The organism is Cupriavidus sp. 22TCCZM04-2 (assembly GCF_057798895.1).
Genome location: NZ_JBYOJS010000020.1, coordinates 21,543 through 36,399, shown reverse-complemented (window position 1 = coordinate 36,399; position 14,857 = coordinate 21,543). Strand labels below are relative to the sequence as shown.

The 14,857-nt window shown below is 65.1% G+C and carries 18 protein-coding genes; all 18 read left to right on the top strand.

Going from position 1 to position 14,857, the window contains the following annotated elements:
* Nucleotides 1-27 precede the first annotated feature (27 nt).
* Entirely contained in the window at nt 28-849 is an 822-nt protein-coding gene (locus AC3FKG_RS24275; RefSeq protein WP_483709601.1) for an ABC transporter ATP-binding protein, read from the top strand.
* Complete coding sequence (gene mlaE, locus AC3FKG_RS24270; protein WP_488744356.1) at nt 846-1,622, top strand: lipid asymmetry maintenance ABC transporter permease subunit MlaE; 777 nt, start codon at nt 846-848, stop codon at nt 1,620-1,622. Before AC3FKG_RS24275 ends, mlaE begins: the two co-directional genes overlap by 4 nt.
* Nucleotides 1,623-1,674: 52 nt before the next feature.
* Complete coding sequence (gene mlaD, locus AC3FKG_RS24265) at nt 1,675-2,196, top strand: outer membrane lipid asymmetry maintenance protein MlaD (protein ID WP_483709598.1); 522 nt, start codon at nt 1,675-1,677, stop codon at nt 2,194-2,196.
* Entirely contained in the window at nt 2,193-3,098 is a 906-nt protein-coding gene (locus AC3FKG_RS24260) for an MlaA family lipoprotein (protein WP_488744355.1), read from the top strand. The genes mlaD and AC3FKG_RS24260 overlap by 4 nt, the downstream gene beginning before the upstream one ends.
* 200 nt (nt 3,099-3,298) lie before the next feature.
* Complete coding sequence (locus AC3FKG_RS24255) at nt 3,299-3,928, top strand: MlaC/ttg2D family ABC transporter substrate-binding protein (protein ID WP_483709595.1); 630 nt, start codon at nt 3,299-3,301, stop codon at nt 3,926-3,928.
* Between the two features lie 136 nt (nt 3,929-4,064).
* Nucleotides 4,065-4,349: an STAS domain-containing protein gene (locus tag AC3FKG_RS24250; protein ID WP_483709594.1), complete on the top strand. Its 285-nt coding sequence runs from the start codon at nt 4,065-4,067 to the stop codon at nt 4,347-4,349.
* Nucleotides 4,350-4,594: 245 nt separating this feature from the next.
* Nucleotides 4,595-5,545, top strand: coding sequence for an ABC transporter ATP-binding protein (locus tag AC3FKG_RS24245; protein WP_483709592.1), 951 nt, complete (start codon nt 4,595-4,597; stop codon nt 5,543-5,545).
* Nucleotides 5,542-6,363: an ABC transporter permease gene (locus AC3FKG_RS24240; protein ID WP_483709591.1), complete on the top strand. Its 822-nt coding sequence runs from the start codon at nt 5,542-5,544 to the stop codon at nt 6,361-6,363. The genes AC3FKG_RS24245 and AC3FKG_RS24240 overlap by 4 nt, the downstream gene beginning before the upstream one ends.
* Nucleotides 6,364-6,396: 33 nt before the next feature.
* On the top strand, nt 6,397-6,645 hold the full coding sequence (locus AC3FKG_RS24235; RefSeq protein WP_211955740.1) for a BolA family protein: 249 nt from the start codon (nt 6,397-6,399) through the stop codon (nt 6,643-6,645).
* 105 nt (nt 6,646-6,750) lie between these two features.
* On the top strand, nt 6,751-8,001 hold the full coding sequence (gene murA / locus AC3FKG_RS24230; protein ID WP_483709589.1) for a UDP-N-acetylglucosamine 1-carboxyvinyltransferase: 1,251 nt from the start codon (nt 6,751-6,753) through the stop codon (nt 7,999-8,001).
* Nucleotides 8,002-8,009: 8 nt separating this feature from the next.
* Nucleotides 8,010-8,684 carry an ATP phosphoribosyltransferase gene (gene hisG, locus AC3FKG_RS24225; protein ID WP_483709588.1) on the top strand — a complete coding sequence of 225 codons (675 nt, stop codon included), beginning with the start codon at nt 8,010-8,012 and terminating at the stop codon, nt 8,682-8,684.
* Nucleotides 8,685-8,712: 28 nt separating this feature from the next.
* Nucleotides 8,713-10,050 (top strand): histidinol dehydrogenase, encoded by a 1,338-nt coding sequence (gene hisD / locus AC3FKG_RS24220; protein ID WP_483709586.1) that lies wholly within the window; start codon nt 8,713-8,715, stop codon nt 10,048-10,050.
* 45 nt (nt 10,051-10,095) lie between these two features.
* Complete coding sequence (gene hisC / locus AC3FKG_RS24215; RefSeq protein WP_483709585.1) at nt 10,096-11,196, top strand: histidinol-phosphate transaminase; 1,101 nt, start codon at nt 10,096-10,098, stop codon at nt 11,194-11,196.
* A 4-nt stretch (nt 11,197-11,200) separates the two neighbouring features.
* On the top strand, nt 11,201-11,788 hold the full coding sequence (hisB, locus tag AC3FKG_RS24210; protein WP_483709583.1) for an imidazoleglycerol-phosphate dehydratase HisB: 588 nt from the start codon (nt 11,201-11,203) through the stop codon (nt 11,786-11,788).
* 93 nt (nt 11,789-11,881) lie between these two features.
* Nucleotides 11,882-12,505 (top strand): YchE family NAAT transporter, encoded by a 624-nt coding sequence (locus AC3FKG_RS24205; protein ID WP_211949890.1) that lies wholly within the window; start codon nt 11,882-11,884, stop codon nt 12,503-12,505.
* Entirely contained in the window at nt 12,502-13,155 is a 654-nt protein-coding gene (gene hisH, locus AC3FKG_RS24200) for an imidazole glycerol phosphate synthase subunit HisH (protein WP_488744354.1), read from the top strand. The genes AC3FKG_RS24205 and hisH overlap by 4 nt, the downstream gene beginning before the upstream one ends.
* Nucleotides 13,156-13,270: 115 nt before the next feature.
* Complete coding sequence (gene hisA, locus AC3FKG_RS24195; RefSeq protein ID WP_483709580.1) at nt 13,271-14,017, top strand: 1-(5-phosphoribosyl)-5-[(5-phosphoribosylamino)methylideneamino]imidazole-4-carboxamide isomerase; 747 nt, start codon at nt 13,271-13,273, stop codon at nt 14,015-14,017.
* Between the two features lie 69 nt (nt 14,018-14,086).
* Nucleotides 14,087-14,857, top strand: coding sequence for an imidazole glycerol phosphate synthase subunit HisF (gene hisF / locus AC3FKG_RS24190; protein WP_211949893.1), 771 nt, complete (start codon nt 14,087-14,089; stop codon nt 14,855-14,857).

Below are 14,857 nucleotides of genomic sequence, written 5' to 3'. Positions count from 1 at the left end.
TGGCCGACTGCCCGGAACGCTGCCAACGTGACTGATTCAGCCCACCATCTCGTCGAACTCAACGCGGTAGATTTTGCCTACTCGCCTGATGCCAAGCCGATCCTGACCGGCCTGACCATGCAATTCCCGCGTGGCAAGGTGATCGCGGTGATGGGCGGATCCGGCTGCGGCAAGACCACCGTCCTGCGCCTGATCGGCGGCCAGGTACGGCCGCAATCCGGTGCGGTCAAGTTCGACGGCGCCGATATCCAGGCACTGGATGTGAAGGGGCTGTACGCCGTGCGGCGCCAGATGGGCATGCTGTTCCAGTTCGGCGCGCTGTTTACCGACCTGTCGGTGTTCGATAATGTGGCTTTCCCGCTGCGCGAGCACACGGACCTGCCCGAATCGATGATCCGCGACCTGGTGCTGATGAAGCTCAATGCGGTGGGCCTGCGCGGCGCGCGAGACCTGATGCCGTCGCAGATCTCCGGCGGCATGGCGCGTCGGGTGGCCCTGGCCCGGGCAATCGCGCTGGATCCGACGCTGCTGATGTACGACGAGCCCTTTGCCGGGCTTGATCCGATATCCCTGGGACTGACCGCGCGGCTGATTCGCAGCCTCAACGACGCGCTGGGCGCCACCACGATCATCGTCTCGCACGACGTGCACGAGACCTTCCAGATCGCCGACTACGTGTACTTCATTGCCAACGGCCGCATTGCCGCGCATGGCGAACCGGAAACCCTGCGCGCCTCGACGGATCCGTTCGTGCACCAGTTCGTCCATGCCGAGGCCGACGGTCCGGTGCCGTTCCACTATCCGGGCCCCACGCTGGCCGAGGATTTTGCCGGCGGAGGTGCGCGTTGAAAGGCTTTCTGACGGCAATCGGCGCTGCGGTGCGGCTGAGTGTTCTCGGACTTGGTCGTGCCACCCGGATGTTCTTCACCGTGCTGGGACTGTCGCCGACACTGCTTCGGCGCTTCCGTCTTGTGACGGACCAGATCTTCTTCGTTGGCAACCTGTCGCTGGTGATTATTGCCGTGTCCGGCCTGTTCGTTGGCTTCGTGCTCGGCCTGCAGGGCTACTACACGCTGAACCGCTACGGCTCGGAGCAGGCGCTCGGGCTGCTGGTGGCGCTGTCGCTCGTGCGCGAACTCGGACCCGTGGTCACGGCGCTGCTTTTCGCCGGCCGCGCGGGCACCTCGTTGACTGCGGAGATCGGCCTGATGAAGGCCGGAGAACAACTCACGGCCATGGAGATGATGGCCGTTAACCCGTTGCAACGCGTGATCGCCCCGCGTTTCTGGGCGGGTGTGGTGGCCATGCCGGTTCTTGCCGCGATCTTCAGTGCGGTGGGCGTCCTGGGCGGCTACCTGGTCGGTGTGCAGCTGATTGGCGTGGACGCGGGTGCCTTCTGGTCGCAGATGCAAGGTGGCGTGGACGTGCGTGACGACGTGGTCAACGGCGTCATCAAGAGTTTTATCTTCGGCATTGCCGTGACGTTCATCGCGCTGTACCAGGGATTCGAAGCCAAGCCCACGCCGGAAGGCGTGTCGCGGGCCACGACCCGCACCGTGGTGATTGCGTCGCTGGCCGTGCTTGGGCTGGATTTCCTGCTGACGGCGCTGATGTTCAGTTGATGGACAACGGCATCGGGCCAACCGGCAGGACAACGGGTAGAAAGAGATCCCAATGAAAAAAAGTGCACTCGATTTCTGGGTGGGGTTGTTCGTGGTGGCAGGCTTCGTTGCCTTGCTGTTCCTCGCCCTGAAGGTCGGCAACATGAGCGCCTTCACGTTCCAGGAAACCTATGCGGTCGAAGCGCGCTTCGACAATATCGGCGGACTCAAGGCGCGTGCGCCGGTCAAGAGCGCCGGCGTGGTGGTGGGGCGCGTGGCCGCGATCCGGTTCGACGACAAGACCTACCAGGCGACCGTGGTCATGAACCTGGAAAAGCAGTACCAGTTTCCAAAGGACACCTCGGCCAAGATCCTGACCTCGGGGCTGCTCGGCGAGCAGTACATCGGCCTGGAGGCTGGCGGCGACACCGCCATGCTGGCACAGGGGTCGCGCATCACCATGACGCAGTCGGCGGTGGTGCTGGAAAACCTGATCGGCCAGTTCCTCTACAACAAGGCGGCCGATGCCGGCGCCGGCGGGGGCAGCAGTGGTGGCGCGGCGAGCGCACCGGCCCTGGGCGGGGCAGGTAAATGACGGCCCCCTCCTGCACGCCCAGGCGCACCGCACTGGCTTTCGCGGCCAGCGCGCTGATGCTGCTGGCCGGTTGCGCCACGGGCCCGACCGCCAACCCGAAGGATCCGCTCGAACCGTTCAACCGCGAGGTCTCGCGCATCAACGAGGACTTCGACAAGGGCGTGCTGAAGCCGGTTGCCCAGCTCTACTCCGACTACATCCCGTCGCCCGTCCAGACGGCGGTCGACAATTTCTTTTCGAACGTCAGCGACGTCTATTCGGCGGTGAACAACCTGCTGCAGGGCAAGCCCACGCGCGCCGCTGAAGACACCATGCGGGTCGCGATCAACACCGTGCTGGGTATCGGCGGGCTGATCGATATCGCAACCCCGGGCGGCCTGCCGAAGTACAAGGAAGACTTCGGCCAGACATTGGGCGTGTGGGGCGTGCCCGCGGGACCGTACCTGGTGCTGCCGCTGTTTGGGCCGAGCACCGTGCGCGACACCGCGGGCATGCTGGTGGACCGGCAGATCGACCCTTCGGCCTATTTCTACCCGGTCTCGTTGCGTAATTCGCTGGTCGGGGTTCGTATCGTGGCGGGCCGCGCACAGTTGCTGGGCGCGACCAACCTGCTCGAGCAGGCCGCGCTGGATAAATACGCGTTCATGCGAGATGCGTACCTGCAGCGGCGCGAGTACCTGATCTACGATGGCAATCCTCCGAGCCGCGAGGATGACGAATCAGAGAGCGACGGCGCTGCAGCCCCTCAGCCGCCAGGACCCCAGCCGTCGGCGCAGGAGCCGTCCCAGGCACCCGCCACACCCGCCGAGGGAGCGACGCAGCCCGAGGGCCAGAACCTGCCCGTGCCGCCGACGTCGCCGATGCAGCGCTTTGTTCCCGGCGGCGGCTTGCGCATCCGCTGACCTCGTGCACGCTCGCCGACGCTGTGAACGCGCTGTCAGCACTGAAACAAATTGTTTTGAAGTGGCGCCGGATGCCCTGGCGCCAAAAACTCGCTGCGCTGGACTATGTTCCAATGTGCGCAAGGTCCTGGATTGCGGACTGTCAGAAACGGCAGTCGATTTCCGGGCAGCGAACGAACCTGACTGAGAAGGAAAATTTCATGATCAAGCGACTGTTGCTCCCCTTCCTCGCTGTAGCCGCCTTTGCCGGCGCCGCCCAGGCGCAGGTTCCGGCGCAGGATGCCGCCAGCCCCGAAACGTTGGTCAAGGCCGTCGTCAACGACGTGATGAGCAGCGTCAAGAGCGACAAGGATATGCAGGCCGGCAATATTGCCAAGATCTCCGCGCTGGTCGAGCAGAAGATCCTGCCGAACGCGAACTTCCAGAAGACCACGCAAATCGCCATGGGCCGCAACTGGTCGAAGGCCACGCCCGAGCAGCAGAAGGTGATTATCGACGAGTTCAAGACGCTGCTGATCCGCACCTACGCCGGCGCCATCGCGCAGATCCGCGACCAGACCGTGCAGTACAAGCCGTACCGCGGTTCGCCCGAGGACACCGATGCGACCATCCGCACCCAGGTGATCAACAAGGGCGAGCCGATCCAGCTCGACTACCGCCTCGAGAAGACCGCGCAGGGCTGGAAGGTCTATGACATCAACGTGCTGGGAGCGTGGCTGACCGAAGCCTACAAGGGCAGCTTCAACACTATCGTCGGCCAGCAGGGTGTCGATGGCGTGATCAAGACGCTGCAGGACCGCAACCGCCAACTGGCCAACGCCAAGAGCTGAACCCTCGGGCGTCGCTGCGTCGCAGCACGCGACCGCGAAACTGCTCTACAATAGTCCGCACGCACATAAGCTCCCGCTTGAAGCGGGAGCTTATGTTTTCCGGGACTCCGCTGGCTTCGCCGAACCATCCTTCACCATGCTCTCGCTTGGCACCTCGCTGACCAACCAGAACGCCGCCGCCGTGCTGCGTGATGGCCTGTCGCGCGTGGCGCAAGGCGAAACGCAGGTAGACTGCGCCGCGCTGGCGCAGGTGGATTCGTCCGCCGTGGCCGTGCTGCTGGCCTGGCAACGCGCCGCCGCCGCCCGCCAGGGCAAGCTGTCGCTGCAGGGCGTTCCGCCGCAACTTGCCGAGCTGGCTTCGCTGTACGGTGTCGAGGGTCTGCTGGGCCTGGCGCCGCAAGCGGCTTCGCATCGACATTGAACCGGCATCCCTGACCGCGCGCCTCGGCAGTGGTCATCCGGATGCCCCGGCCGCTGCCTGAAGCGGTGGCCGCGCACCAAGCGGGAGTCTCCCCGCATCCCCTATAATTCCGGGTTGTTCGCCCATTCCCCCGCAGCCCCGCAGCACGTCGGGGCCGGTTCAGGGTAGCCCGGGCACCAGTGCTCCAAGTTGGTCCCCATTTCCAGACGGCCGGTCCCAGGCGGACCAGCTCCAGACATTCGGCCATGAAAGCCATCGAACTCACCGACGTTCGCAAGCGCTACAGCAACCTGCAGGCGCTCAAGGGCGTCAGCTTCACCGTCGAGCGCGGCGAATTCTTCGGGCTGCTCGGTCCCAACGGTGCCGGCAAGACCACGCTGATCTCCATCCTGGCTGGCCTGAACCGCGCGGACTCTGGCCGCGTCAGTGTGCTCGGGCACGATGTCGTGTCCGATTACCGCATGGCGCGGCGTATGCTGGGCGTGGTGCCGCAGGAACTGGTGTTCGATCCCTTCTTCACCGTGCGCGAGACGCTGCGGCTGCAGTCCGGCTACTTTGGCCTGACGCGCAATGACGACTGGATCGACGAGATCATGGCCAACCTCGATCTCACCAACAAGGCCGATGCCAATATGCGCCAGCTCTCTGGCGGCATGAAGCGGCGCGTGCTGGTGGCGCAGGCGCTGGTGCATCGTCCGCCGGTGATCGTGTTGGACGAACCTACCGCCGGCGTGGACGTGGAGTTGCGCCAGACCCTGTGGAAGTTCATTTCGCGGCTGAACCGCGAAGGGCACACCATCATCCTGACCACGCACTACCTGGAAGAGGCGGAGGCGCTGTGCGACCGCATCGCCATGCTGAAATTCGGCGAGGTCGTGGCGCTGGACCGCACCAGCAACCTGCTGACGCAGTTCGCGGGGCTGCAGCTGGTGCTGACGTTCGCGCGCGGCACGCTGCCGGTGGCCCTGGAGCCATTGCGCATGCCGGCCAACCCGGGCGAGCGCGCGGTGCGACTGCGCCTGTCCGGCTATCCGGCCGTGGAACCCATCCTGGCCGCCTGCCGCGAGGCGGGCTGTGAAATCGAAGACATGGAAATCAACAAGGCCGATCTCGAAGACGTGTTCGTCCAGATCATGCGGCGCGAGGGACACATGCCCGGCGCCTTGCCCCACCAGGCCATGGAGGCCGCGGCATGAAACAGCCTGGCGAACTCGAAGTGCTCGACAACGCCCGGCTCGCGCCGATGTCCGTCGGCGGGCTGGTCGGTTTCCGGACCCTGCTCTACAAGGAAGTGCTGCGCTTCTGGAAGGTCAGCTTCCAGACCGTGGCCGCGCCCGTGCTCACGGCGGTGCTGTACCTGCTGATCTTCGGCCACGTGCTGGAAAACCGCGTCAAGGTCTATGACCAGATCAGCTACACCGCCTTCCTGGTGCCGGGTCTGGTGATGATGAGCGTGCTGCAGAATGCCTTCGCCAACAGCTCGTCGTCGCTGATCCAGTCCAAGATCACCGGTAACCTGGTGTTCGTGCTGCTGCCGCCGCTGTCGCACTGGGACATGTTCGGCGCCTATGTGGTGGCATCGGTCATCCGCGGGCTGACGGTGGGCCTGGGCGTGCTGCTGGTGACAGCGTGGTTCGCCAACCTGCATTTCGCCAATGTCGGCTGGATCCTTGTGTTCGCGCTGCTTGGCGCGGGCATCCTCGGCACGCTGGGGTTGATTGCCGGTATCTGGGCCGAGAAATTCGACCAGCTGGCCGCCTTCCAGAATTTCCTGATCATGCCCGCGACGTTCTTGTCGGGCGTGTTCTATTCCATCCATTCGCTGCCCGCCTTCTGGCAGGCGGTGTCCCATGCCAACCCGTTCTTCTACATGATCGACGGCTTCCGCTATGGCTTCTTCGGCGTCTCGGACGTGTCGCCGCTGTTCAGCCTGGCGGTGGTCGGCGCGGCCTTCGTGCTGCTCGCGACGCTGGCGTTGCGCCTGCTGAAGTCGGGTTTCAAGCTGCGCCACTGAAAACGCGGCCCTCCACACAGAAGAGAAGAGATCATGCTGCCTACTCCGGAACAAGTCAGGGATTACATTGCCCAAGGTTTGCCCTGCGAACATCTGGAAGTCGAGGGTGACGGCCAGCACTTCTTTGCCACCATCGTCAGCGCCGAGTTCGATGGCAAGCGTCTGATCCAGCGTCACCAGCGCGTGTACGCCGCGCTTGGCGACCGCATGCGTGCCGAGATCCATGCGCTGTCGATGAAGACGCTGACGCCGGCCGAATGGCAGGCCGGCGCCGGCAAATAAGCGGCCGGGGCCGGTTTCACCGATTCGGGCTGCGTGCTATGCGTGCGGCCCCCCGCAATAACGACGCCGGGCATGCTCACCCCGTCCGGCTGCAACTGACAGAACATGGACAAATTCCAGATCCAGGGCAATGGCCCGCTCAAAGGCGAGATCCGTGTTTCCGGCGCCAAGAACGCCGCGCTGCCGATCCTCTGCGCCGGCCTGCTGACGGCCGACACCGTCACGATCGACAACGTGCCGAACCTGCAGGACACGCGCACCATGCTTAAGCTGCTGCGGCAGATGGGCATGCATGCCGAGATGACCGGCGCCACCGCCACGCTGGCAGGCGCGGACATCAATTCGCCCGAGGCGCCGTACGAGCTGGTGAAGACCATGCGTGCGTCGATCCTGGTGCTCGGCCCGCTGGTCGCGCGCTTTGGCGAGGCCCGTGTCTCGCTGCCGGGCGGCTGCGGCATCGGCGCGCGTCCGGTGGATCAGCACATCAAGGGCCTGCAGGCCATGGGTGCTGAAATCACGATCGAGCACGGCTTTATCCATGCCCGCGCCAGCCGCCTGAAGGGCGCGCGCGTGGTGACGGACATGATCACCGTGACCGGCACCGAAAACCTGCTGATGGCCGCGACGCTCGCCGACGGCGAGACGGTGCTGGAAAACGCCGCGCGCGAACCCGAGGTGACCGACCTAGCCGAGCTGCTCGTCAAGATGGGCGCGAAGATCGACGGCATCGGTACCGACCGGCTGATCGTGCAAGGCGTCGACAAGCTGCATGGCGCGAAGCACTCGGTGGTCGCCGACCGCATCGAGGCCGGCACCTTCCTGTGCGCGGCCGCGGCCACGCTGGGCGACCTGGTGCTGCGCGACATTCCTCCGCAGATCCTCGACGCCGTGCTGATCAAGCTGCGCGAGGCCGGCGCCAACGTGGAAACCGGCGACGACTGGATCCGCCTGTCGATGCCGCGCCGCGCGCAGGCGGTGAGCTTCCGCACCTCGGAATACCCGGCCTTCCCGACCGACATGCAGGCGCAGTTCATGGCGCTGAACGCCGTGGCCGAAGGCACCGCACGCATTACCGAGACGATCTTCGAAAACCGCTTCATGCACGTGCAGGAGCTGAACCGCCTGGGTGCCAACATTACGGCGGAAGGCAATACGGCCGTGGTGACGGGCGTGCCGCGCCTGTCCGGCGCCACCGTGATGGCTACCGACCTGCGCGCCTCGGCGAGCCTGGTCATTGCTGGCCTGGTAGCCGACGGCGACACCGTGATCGACCGTATCTACCACCTGGACCGCGGCTATGACCGCATGGAAGACAAGCTGTCGGCGGTTGGCGCCAAGATTCGCCGCATCGCCTGAGGAACCCGATGAGCCCCGCTTTCAACGCTTCGCCCAGCCAGCTTACCCTGGCGCTTTCCAAGGGCCGCATCTTCAAGGAAACGCTGCCGCTGCTCGAAGCCGCCGGCATTCGCGTGACCGAGGATCCGGAGACTTCGCGCAAGCTGATCCTGCCGACCACCGATCCAGCCGTGCGCGTGATCATCGTGCGCGCGTCGGACGTGCCGACCTACGTGCAATACGGCGCCGCCGATTTCGGCGTGGCCGGCAAGGACGTGCTGATGGAACACGGCATGACCGGCTTGTACGCGCCGATCGACCTGAACATCGCGCGCTGCCGCATGTCGGTGGCGGTGCCCGCCGGCTTTGACTACGCCAAGGCCGTGCGCCAGGGCGCGCGCCTGGCGGTGGCCACGAAGTACGTGCAGACCGCCCGCGAGCACTTTGCCAAGAAGGGCGTGCACGTCGACCTGATCAAGCTGTATGGCTCGATGGAACTGGGCCCGCTGGTCGGCCTGTCGGATGCCATCGTCGACCTGGTCAGCACCGGCAATACGCTGCGCGCCAACAACCTGGTGGAAGTCGAAGAGATCGTGCAGATTTCGTCGCGCCTGGTGGTGAACCAGGCGGCGCTGAAGCTCAAGCGCGAACGGCTGACGCCGATTCTCGACGCGTTCGAGAAGGCATCGGCGGCGCTGGCCTGAGGCCAGTGCCCCAGAGAGGAATGGAGTTATGAACGCAACCGAAATGGACAACGTGTCGATCCGCCGGCTCGACTCCGCGGAGCCTGGCTTTGCCAAGGCGCTGCGCGAGGTGCTGGCCTTCGAGGCGGGCGAGGACGAGGCCATCGACCGCGCCGCGGCGCAGATCCTGGCCGACGTGAAGGAACGCGGCGACGCTGCGGTACTCGAATACACGCAGCGGTTTGACCGGGTCGAGGCGGCGTCGATGAGCGCGCTGGAAATCGCACAAAGCGAACTCGAAGCTGCGCTCGAAGACCTGGAGCCCAAGCGCCGCGCCGCGCTGGAAGCCGCCGCCGCGCGCGTGCGCGCCTACCACGAGAAGCAGAAGATCGAGTGCGGCAGCCACAGCTGGGAGTACACCGAGGCGGACGGCACCATGCTCGGCCAGAAGGTGACGCCGCTGGACCGCGTGGGCATCTACGTGCCGGGCGGCAAGGCCGCGTATCCGTCGTCGGTGCTCATGAACGCGATTCCGGCGCGCGTGGCCGGCGTCAAGGAAATCATCATGGTCGTGCCCACGCCGGGCGGCGTGCGCAATGAACTGGTGCTGGCCGCGGCGCAGATCGCCGGCGTGGACCGGGTGTTCACCATTGGCGGCGCACAGGCGGTTGGCGCGCTGGCCTTCGGCACGGCGACGCTGCCGCAGGTCGACAAGATCGTCGGCCCGGGCAATGCCTACGTGGCCGCAGCCAAGCGCCGCGTGTTCGGCACGGTCGGCATCGACATGATCGCGGGGCCCTCGGAAATCCTGGTGATCTGCGACGGCACGACCGATCCGGATTGGGTCGCGATGGACCTGTTCTCGCAGGCCGAGCACGATGAACTCGCGCAATCGATCCTGCTGTGCCCGGACGCCGGCTATATCGCCGAAGTCGAGGCGAGCATCCAGCGCCAGCTCGACAGCATGCCGCGCCGCGAGGTCATCGCGGCCTCGATCTCGGGTCGTGGCGCGCTGGTCAAGGTGCGCGACATGGAAGAGGCCTGCGAGATCGCCAACGCGATCGCGCCGGAGCACCTGGAAATCTCCACAGAGAATCCGCGCCAGTGGAGCGAGAAGATCCGCCACGCCGGCGCCATTTTCCTGGGCCGCTATACCAGCGAATCGCTCGGCGACTACTGCGCCGGCCCCAACCACGTGCTGCCGACCTCGCGCACCGCGCGCTTCTCGTCGCCGCTGGGCGTCTACGACTTCCAGAAGCGTTCGAGCCTGATCGAGGTGAGCGAGGGCGGGGCGCAGATGCTGGGCCAGATTGCAGCCGAACTGGCGTATGGCGAAGGCCTGCAGGCCCACGCCCGCAGCGCCGAATATCGTTTCAAGCGTAGTTGAACCCATTGCTGCCGCATCGGTGCGGCAGCGCAAACAGGAGCATCCATGTCAGTCGTAGACCCTTCCCTGATCGAGCGAATCATCCGTGATGACGTGCGCGCCATGGGCGCCTACCACGTGCCGGATTCGCATGGTCTGGTGAAGCTCGATGCCATGGAGAACCCATACCGCCTGCCGCCCGATCTGCGCGACCAGCTGGCCGCGCGGCTGGGCGAGGTGGCGCTGAACCGCTACCCGGTGCCCAGCAGCGAGGCGCTGCGCGCGAAGCTGAAGGACGTCATGCAGGTGCCCGCCGGCATGGACGTGCTGCTCGGCAACGGTTCGGATGAAATCATCAGCATGCTCGCGCTGGCAGCGGCCCGGCCCGGTGCGAAGGTGATGGCACCCGTGCCCGGCTTCGTGATGTACGCGATGTCGGCCCAGTTCGCCGGCCTGCAGTTCGTGGGCGTGCCGCTGCGCGCGGACTTCACGCTGGACCGCGAAGCGATGCTGGCCGCCATGGCGGAGCACCAGCCGGCCATCGTCTACCTGGCCTATCCGAACAACCCGACCGGCAACCTGTTCGATGCCGCCGACATGGAGGCCATCGTCCGAGCCGCGCAGGGCCCGGTGTGCCGCAGCCTGGTGGTGGTGGACGAGGCCTACCAGCCGTTCGCGCAGGAAAGCTGGATGCCGCGCCTGACGGAATTCGGCAACCTGCTGGTCATGCGCACGGTCTCAAAGCTGGGCCTGGCCGGTATCCGCCTGGGCTATGTGGCGGGCGCACCACAGTGGCTGGAGCAGCTCGACAAGGTGCGGCCGCCCTACAACGTCAACGTGCTGACCGAAGCAGCGGCGCTGTTCGCGCTCGAACACGTCGCGGTACTGGACGAACAGGCCGCGCAATTGCGCGCGGAACGTGCGCGCGTGGCGCAAGGCATGGCAGTCCAGGCGGGCGTGAATGTGTTTCCAAGCGCCGCTAATTTCCTGCTTGTGCGCGTGCCGGATGCGGCACAGACGTTCGACCGGCTCCTTGCCCGCAAGGTGCTGATCAAGAACGTGAGTAAAATGCACCCATTGCTGGCCAACTGTTTGCGCGTCACGGTCAGCACCCCCGAAGAAAACGCGCAGTTCCTTGAGGCATTTGCAGCTTCGCTGCAGGATTAACACCATGCGTGTTGCAGAGGTCACCCGCAATACTTCGGAAACGCAAATTCGCGTTTCCCTGAATCTCGATGGCACCGGTCGCCAGCATCTGGCGTCCGGCGTGCCGTTCCTCGACCACATGCTCGACCAGATTGCCCGCCACGGCATGTTCGACCTGGAAGTCGAGGCTACCGGCGATACGCATATCGACGACCACCACACCGTCGAGGACGTGGGCATCACCCTCGGCCAGGCCGTCGCCAAGGCCATCGGCGACAAGAAGGGCATCACGCGCTATGGCCACAGCTATGTGCCGCTGGACGAATGCCTGTCGCGCGTCGTGATCGACTTTTCCGGTCGACCGGGCCTGGAATTCCACGTGCCGTTCACCCGTGCGCGCGTGGGCAGCTTCGACGTGGACCTCACCATCGAGTTCTTCCGTGGATTCGTCAACCATGCGGGCGTGACCCTGCATATCGACAACCTGCGGGGCATCAATGCCCACCACCAGTGCGAGACCGTGTTCAAGGCCTTTGGCCGGGCCCTGCGCATGGCGGTGGAGCTGGACCCGCGTTCGGCAAACACCATTCCATCGACCAAGGGCACGCTCTGACCGGCTGCTGAACCGAAGGCGTGCCGGCTGGTTGCGGCGCCCGCTGACCGAACTTCGCGAAACTGGGCCGGGGCACCGGCTGATCCGCAACCGATGGATACGCTCAAGTCGTTCATCTCGCTGCTGGCGCTGATCAACCCGATCGGCGCCATTCCGTTCTTCATCAGCCTGACCGGGCAGCAGTCGGAAGCGGAGAAACTGCGTACCATCAAGATCGCATCGGTGTCGGTGGCCATCGTGGTGGCGGTATCGGCGCTGCTGGGTCAGCAGATCATCGAGTTCTTCAATATCTCGGTGGCGTCGCTGCAGGTCGGCGGCGGGCTCATCATGATCATGATGGCAATGAACATGCTGAACGCCCAGACCAGCCGGACCAAGGCCACGCCGGAAGAGGAGGACGAGGCCGAGGCCCGGTCCAGTATCGCGGTGGTGCCGCTGGCGCTGCCGCTGCTGACCGGGCCCGGTTCGATCAGCACGGTGATCGTCTATGCCGGCAAGACGCAGCACTGGTACCAGCTTCTGATCCTCGTGGGGATTGGCGTGGTGCTGGGCGCGGTGGTGTATGCGGTGTTTCGCGCGGCGGATCCGATCGCGCGGGTGGTTGGGCGTACCGGCATCAATATCGGCACGCGGCTGATGGGACTGATCCTGTCGGCGCTGGCCGTTGAATTCATTGTGGACGGGCTGAAGACATTATTGCCTGTTTTGAAATCATGACTACCATAGCAATTGTGGATTACGGCATGGGCAACCTGCGCTCGGTGGCGCAGGCCCTGCGTGCCGCGGCGCCTGAGGCCGATGTGCGTGTAGTAGATGTCCCGGAAGGCATTCGCAACGCGGATCGCGTGGTGTTGCCGGGGCAGGGCGCCATGCCGGACTGCATGTCGGCGCTGGGCGCTTCGGGGCTGCAGGAGGCGGTGCTCGAGGCGGCGGCGAGCAAGCCGATGTTCGGCGTGTGCGTTGGCGAACAGATGCTGTTCGAATACAGCCGCGAAGCCAGGCCGGGCACCGACAAGACGCCTTGCCTCGGACTGATGCCAGGTGAAGTCATCCGCTTCGAGCTGGAAGGGATGACCCAGCCCGACGGGTCCCGCTTCAAGGTGCCGCAGATGGGCTGGAACCGCGTCAGGCAGTGCAGGGCCCATCCGCTGTGGGATGGCATTCCGGACGAAAGCTGGTTTTACTTCGTGCATAGCTACTTCGTGCGCGCGCAGGACCCGGCCCATATTGCCGGCGAAACGGAGTATGGGAGTGTGTTTACCAGCGCGGTAGCACGCGATAATATTTTTGCCACGCAGTTCCACCCCGAAAAAAGCGCAGCCATGGGGTTGCAGCTTTACCGGAACTTCGTGCATTGGAATCCCTGAAGATCCGATCCGAGCCAGTCAACGCCATGCAGGAATGCTTGCCTATTGATCCGGACCTGCCGGCCGTTGGCCGCACTGGCTCTATCTCACTCACTTAACCACGCTCGTCACGATTATGTTGCTCATTCCGGCCATCGACCTGAAGGACGGTCAGTGTGTACGCCTCAAACAAGGCGACATGGACCAGGCCACCGTCTTTTCCGAAGATCCCGCCGCCATGGCACGTCACTGGGTCGATCAGGGTGCGCGCCGCCTGCACCTGGTCGATCTCAACGGCGCATTTGTCGGCAAGCCGCGCAACGAAGCCGCCATCAGGTCCATCATCGCCGAGGTCGGCGATGAGATCCCGGTGCAGCTGGGTGGCGGCATCCGCGACCTGAATACCATCGAGCGCTGGCTGGACGGCGGCCTGTCTTACGTCATCATCGGCACCGCCGCGGTGAAGAACCCGGGCTTCCTGAAGGATGCCTGCTCGGCCTTCGGCGGCCACATCATCGTTGGCCTGGACGCCAAGGACGGCAAGGTCGCGACCGACGGCTGGAGCAAGCTGACCGGCCACGAAGTGGCTGACCTGGCCCGCAAGTACGAAGACTATGGCGTGGAAGCCATTATCTATACCGACATCGGCCGCGACGGCATGCTGCAGGGGATCAATATCGACGCCACCGTGAAGCTGGCGCAATCGATGTCGATTCCGGTGATCGCCAGCGGCGGGCTGTCCAACCTGGCCGATATCGACAACCTGTGCGCCGTGGAGAACGACGGCGTGGAAGGCGTCATCTGCGGCCGTGCCATCTACTCTGGCGATCTCAACTTTGTCGACGCGCAGGCGCGCGCGGACAAGCTGAGCGCCGGGGAATAAGCCAAACGCGCCCCGACGGGCGCCGCCGCTGCCGGGCCGCCACCGGGCCCGCGGCGGACAAGGAATCTCATGCTAGCCAAACGTATCATCCCCTGCCTCGATGTGACGAACGGGCGGGTGGTCAAGGGCGTCAATTTCGTCGAGCTGCGCGATGCGGGCGATCCCGTGGAAATCGCGCGTCGCTATGACGAGCAGGGCGCCGATGAAATCACTTTTCTCGACATCACCGCGACCAGCGACGGACGCGACCTGATTCTCCACATCATCGAAGCGGTGGCTTCGCAGGTCTTTATTCCACTGACCGTGGGCGGCGGCGTGCGCGCCGTGGAAGACGTGCGGCGGCTGCTCAATGCCGGCGCGGACAAGATCAGCGTCAATTCGTCGGCCATCGCCAATCCGCAACTGGTGTCGGACGCGACCGGCAAGTATGGTTCGCAGTGCATCGTGGTGGCCATCGACGCCAAGCGCAGTTCGGCGCCGGGCGAGCCGCCGCGCTGGGAAGTCTTCACGCATGGCGGACGCAAGGCCACGGGGCTGGACGCGGTGGCGTGGGCGAAGGAAATGGCCGCGCGTGGCGCTGGTGAAATCCTGCTGACCAGCATGGATCGCGACGGTACCAAGAGCGGCTTCGACCTGGAGCTGACGCGCGCCGTCAGCGATGCGGTGCCGGTGCCGGTGATCGCCTCGGGCGGCGTGGGCGGCCTGCAGGACCTGGCCGACGGCATCCGCCTGGGCCACGCCGACGCAGTCCTGGCCGCCAGCATCTTCCACTACGGCCAGCATACGGTTGGCGAGGCAAAAGCATTCATGGCCCGCGAGGGCATTCCCGTGCGGATCTGA

Coding starts and splice junctions, on each gene's coding strand:
- AC3FKG_RS24260 (WP_488744355.1), top strand. CDS start 2,193: ATGACGGCCCCCTCCTGCACGCCCAGGCGCACCGCACTGGCTTTCGCG.
- hisG (WP_483709588.1), top strand. CDS start 8,010: ATGAGCCCCGCTTTCAACGCTTCGCCCAGCCAGCTTACCCTGGCGCTT.
- murA (WP_483709589.1), top strand. CDS start 6,751: ATGGACAAATTCCAGATCCAGGGCAATGGCCCGCTCAAAGGCGAGATC.
- hisA (WP_483709580.1), top strand. CDS start 13,271: ATGTTGCTCATTCCGGCCATCGACCTGAAGGACGGTCAGTGTGTACGC.
- AC3FKG_RS24205 (WP_211949890.1), top strand. CDS start 11,882: ATGGATACGCTCAAGTCGTTCATCTCGCTGCTGGCGCTGATCAACCCG.
- hisH (WP_488744354.1), top strand. CDS start 12,502: ATGACTACCATAGCAATTGTGGATTACGGCATGGGCAACCTGCGCTCG.
- AC3FKG_RS24250 (WP_483709594.1), top strand. CDS start 4,065: ATGCTCTCGCTTGGCACCTCGCTGACCAACCAGAACGCCGCCGCCGTG.
- hisB (WP_483709583.1), top strand. CDS start 11,201: ATGCGTGTTGCAGAGGTCACCCGCAATACTTCGGAAACGCAAATTCGC.
- hisC (WP_483709585.1), top strand. CDS start 10,096: ATGTCAGTCGTAGACCCTTCCCTGATCGAGCGAATCATCCGTGATGAC.
- hisD (WP_483709586.1), top strand. CDS start 8,713: ATGAACGCAACCGAAATGGACAACGTGTCGATCCGCCGGCTCGACTCC.
- hisF (WP_211949893.1), top strand. CDS start 14,087: ATGCTAGCCAAACGTATCATCCCCTGCCTCGATGTGACGAACGGGCGG.
- AC3FKG_RS24255 (WP_483709595.1), top strand. CDS start 3,299: ATGATCAAGCGACTGTTGCTCCCCTTCCTCGCTGTAGCCGCCTTTGCC.
- AC3FKG_RS24240 (WP_483709591.1), top strand. CDS start 5,542: ATGAAACAGCCTGGCGAACTCGAAGTGCTCGACAACGCCCGGCTCGCG.
- AC3FKG_RS24235 (WP_211955740.1), top strand. CDS start 6,397: ATGCTGCCTACTCCGGAACAAGTCAGGGATTACATTGCCCAAGGTTTG.
- AC3FKG_RS24245 (WP_483709592.1), top strand. CDS start 4,595: ATGAAAGCCATCGAACTCACCGACGTTCGCAAGCGCTACAGCAACCTG.
- mlaD (WP_483709598.1), top strand. CDS start 1,675: ATGAAAAAAAGTGCACTCGATTTCTGGGTGGGGTTGTTCGTGGTGGCA.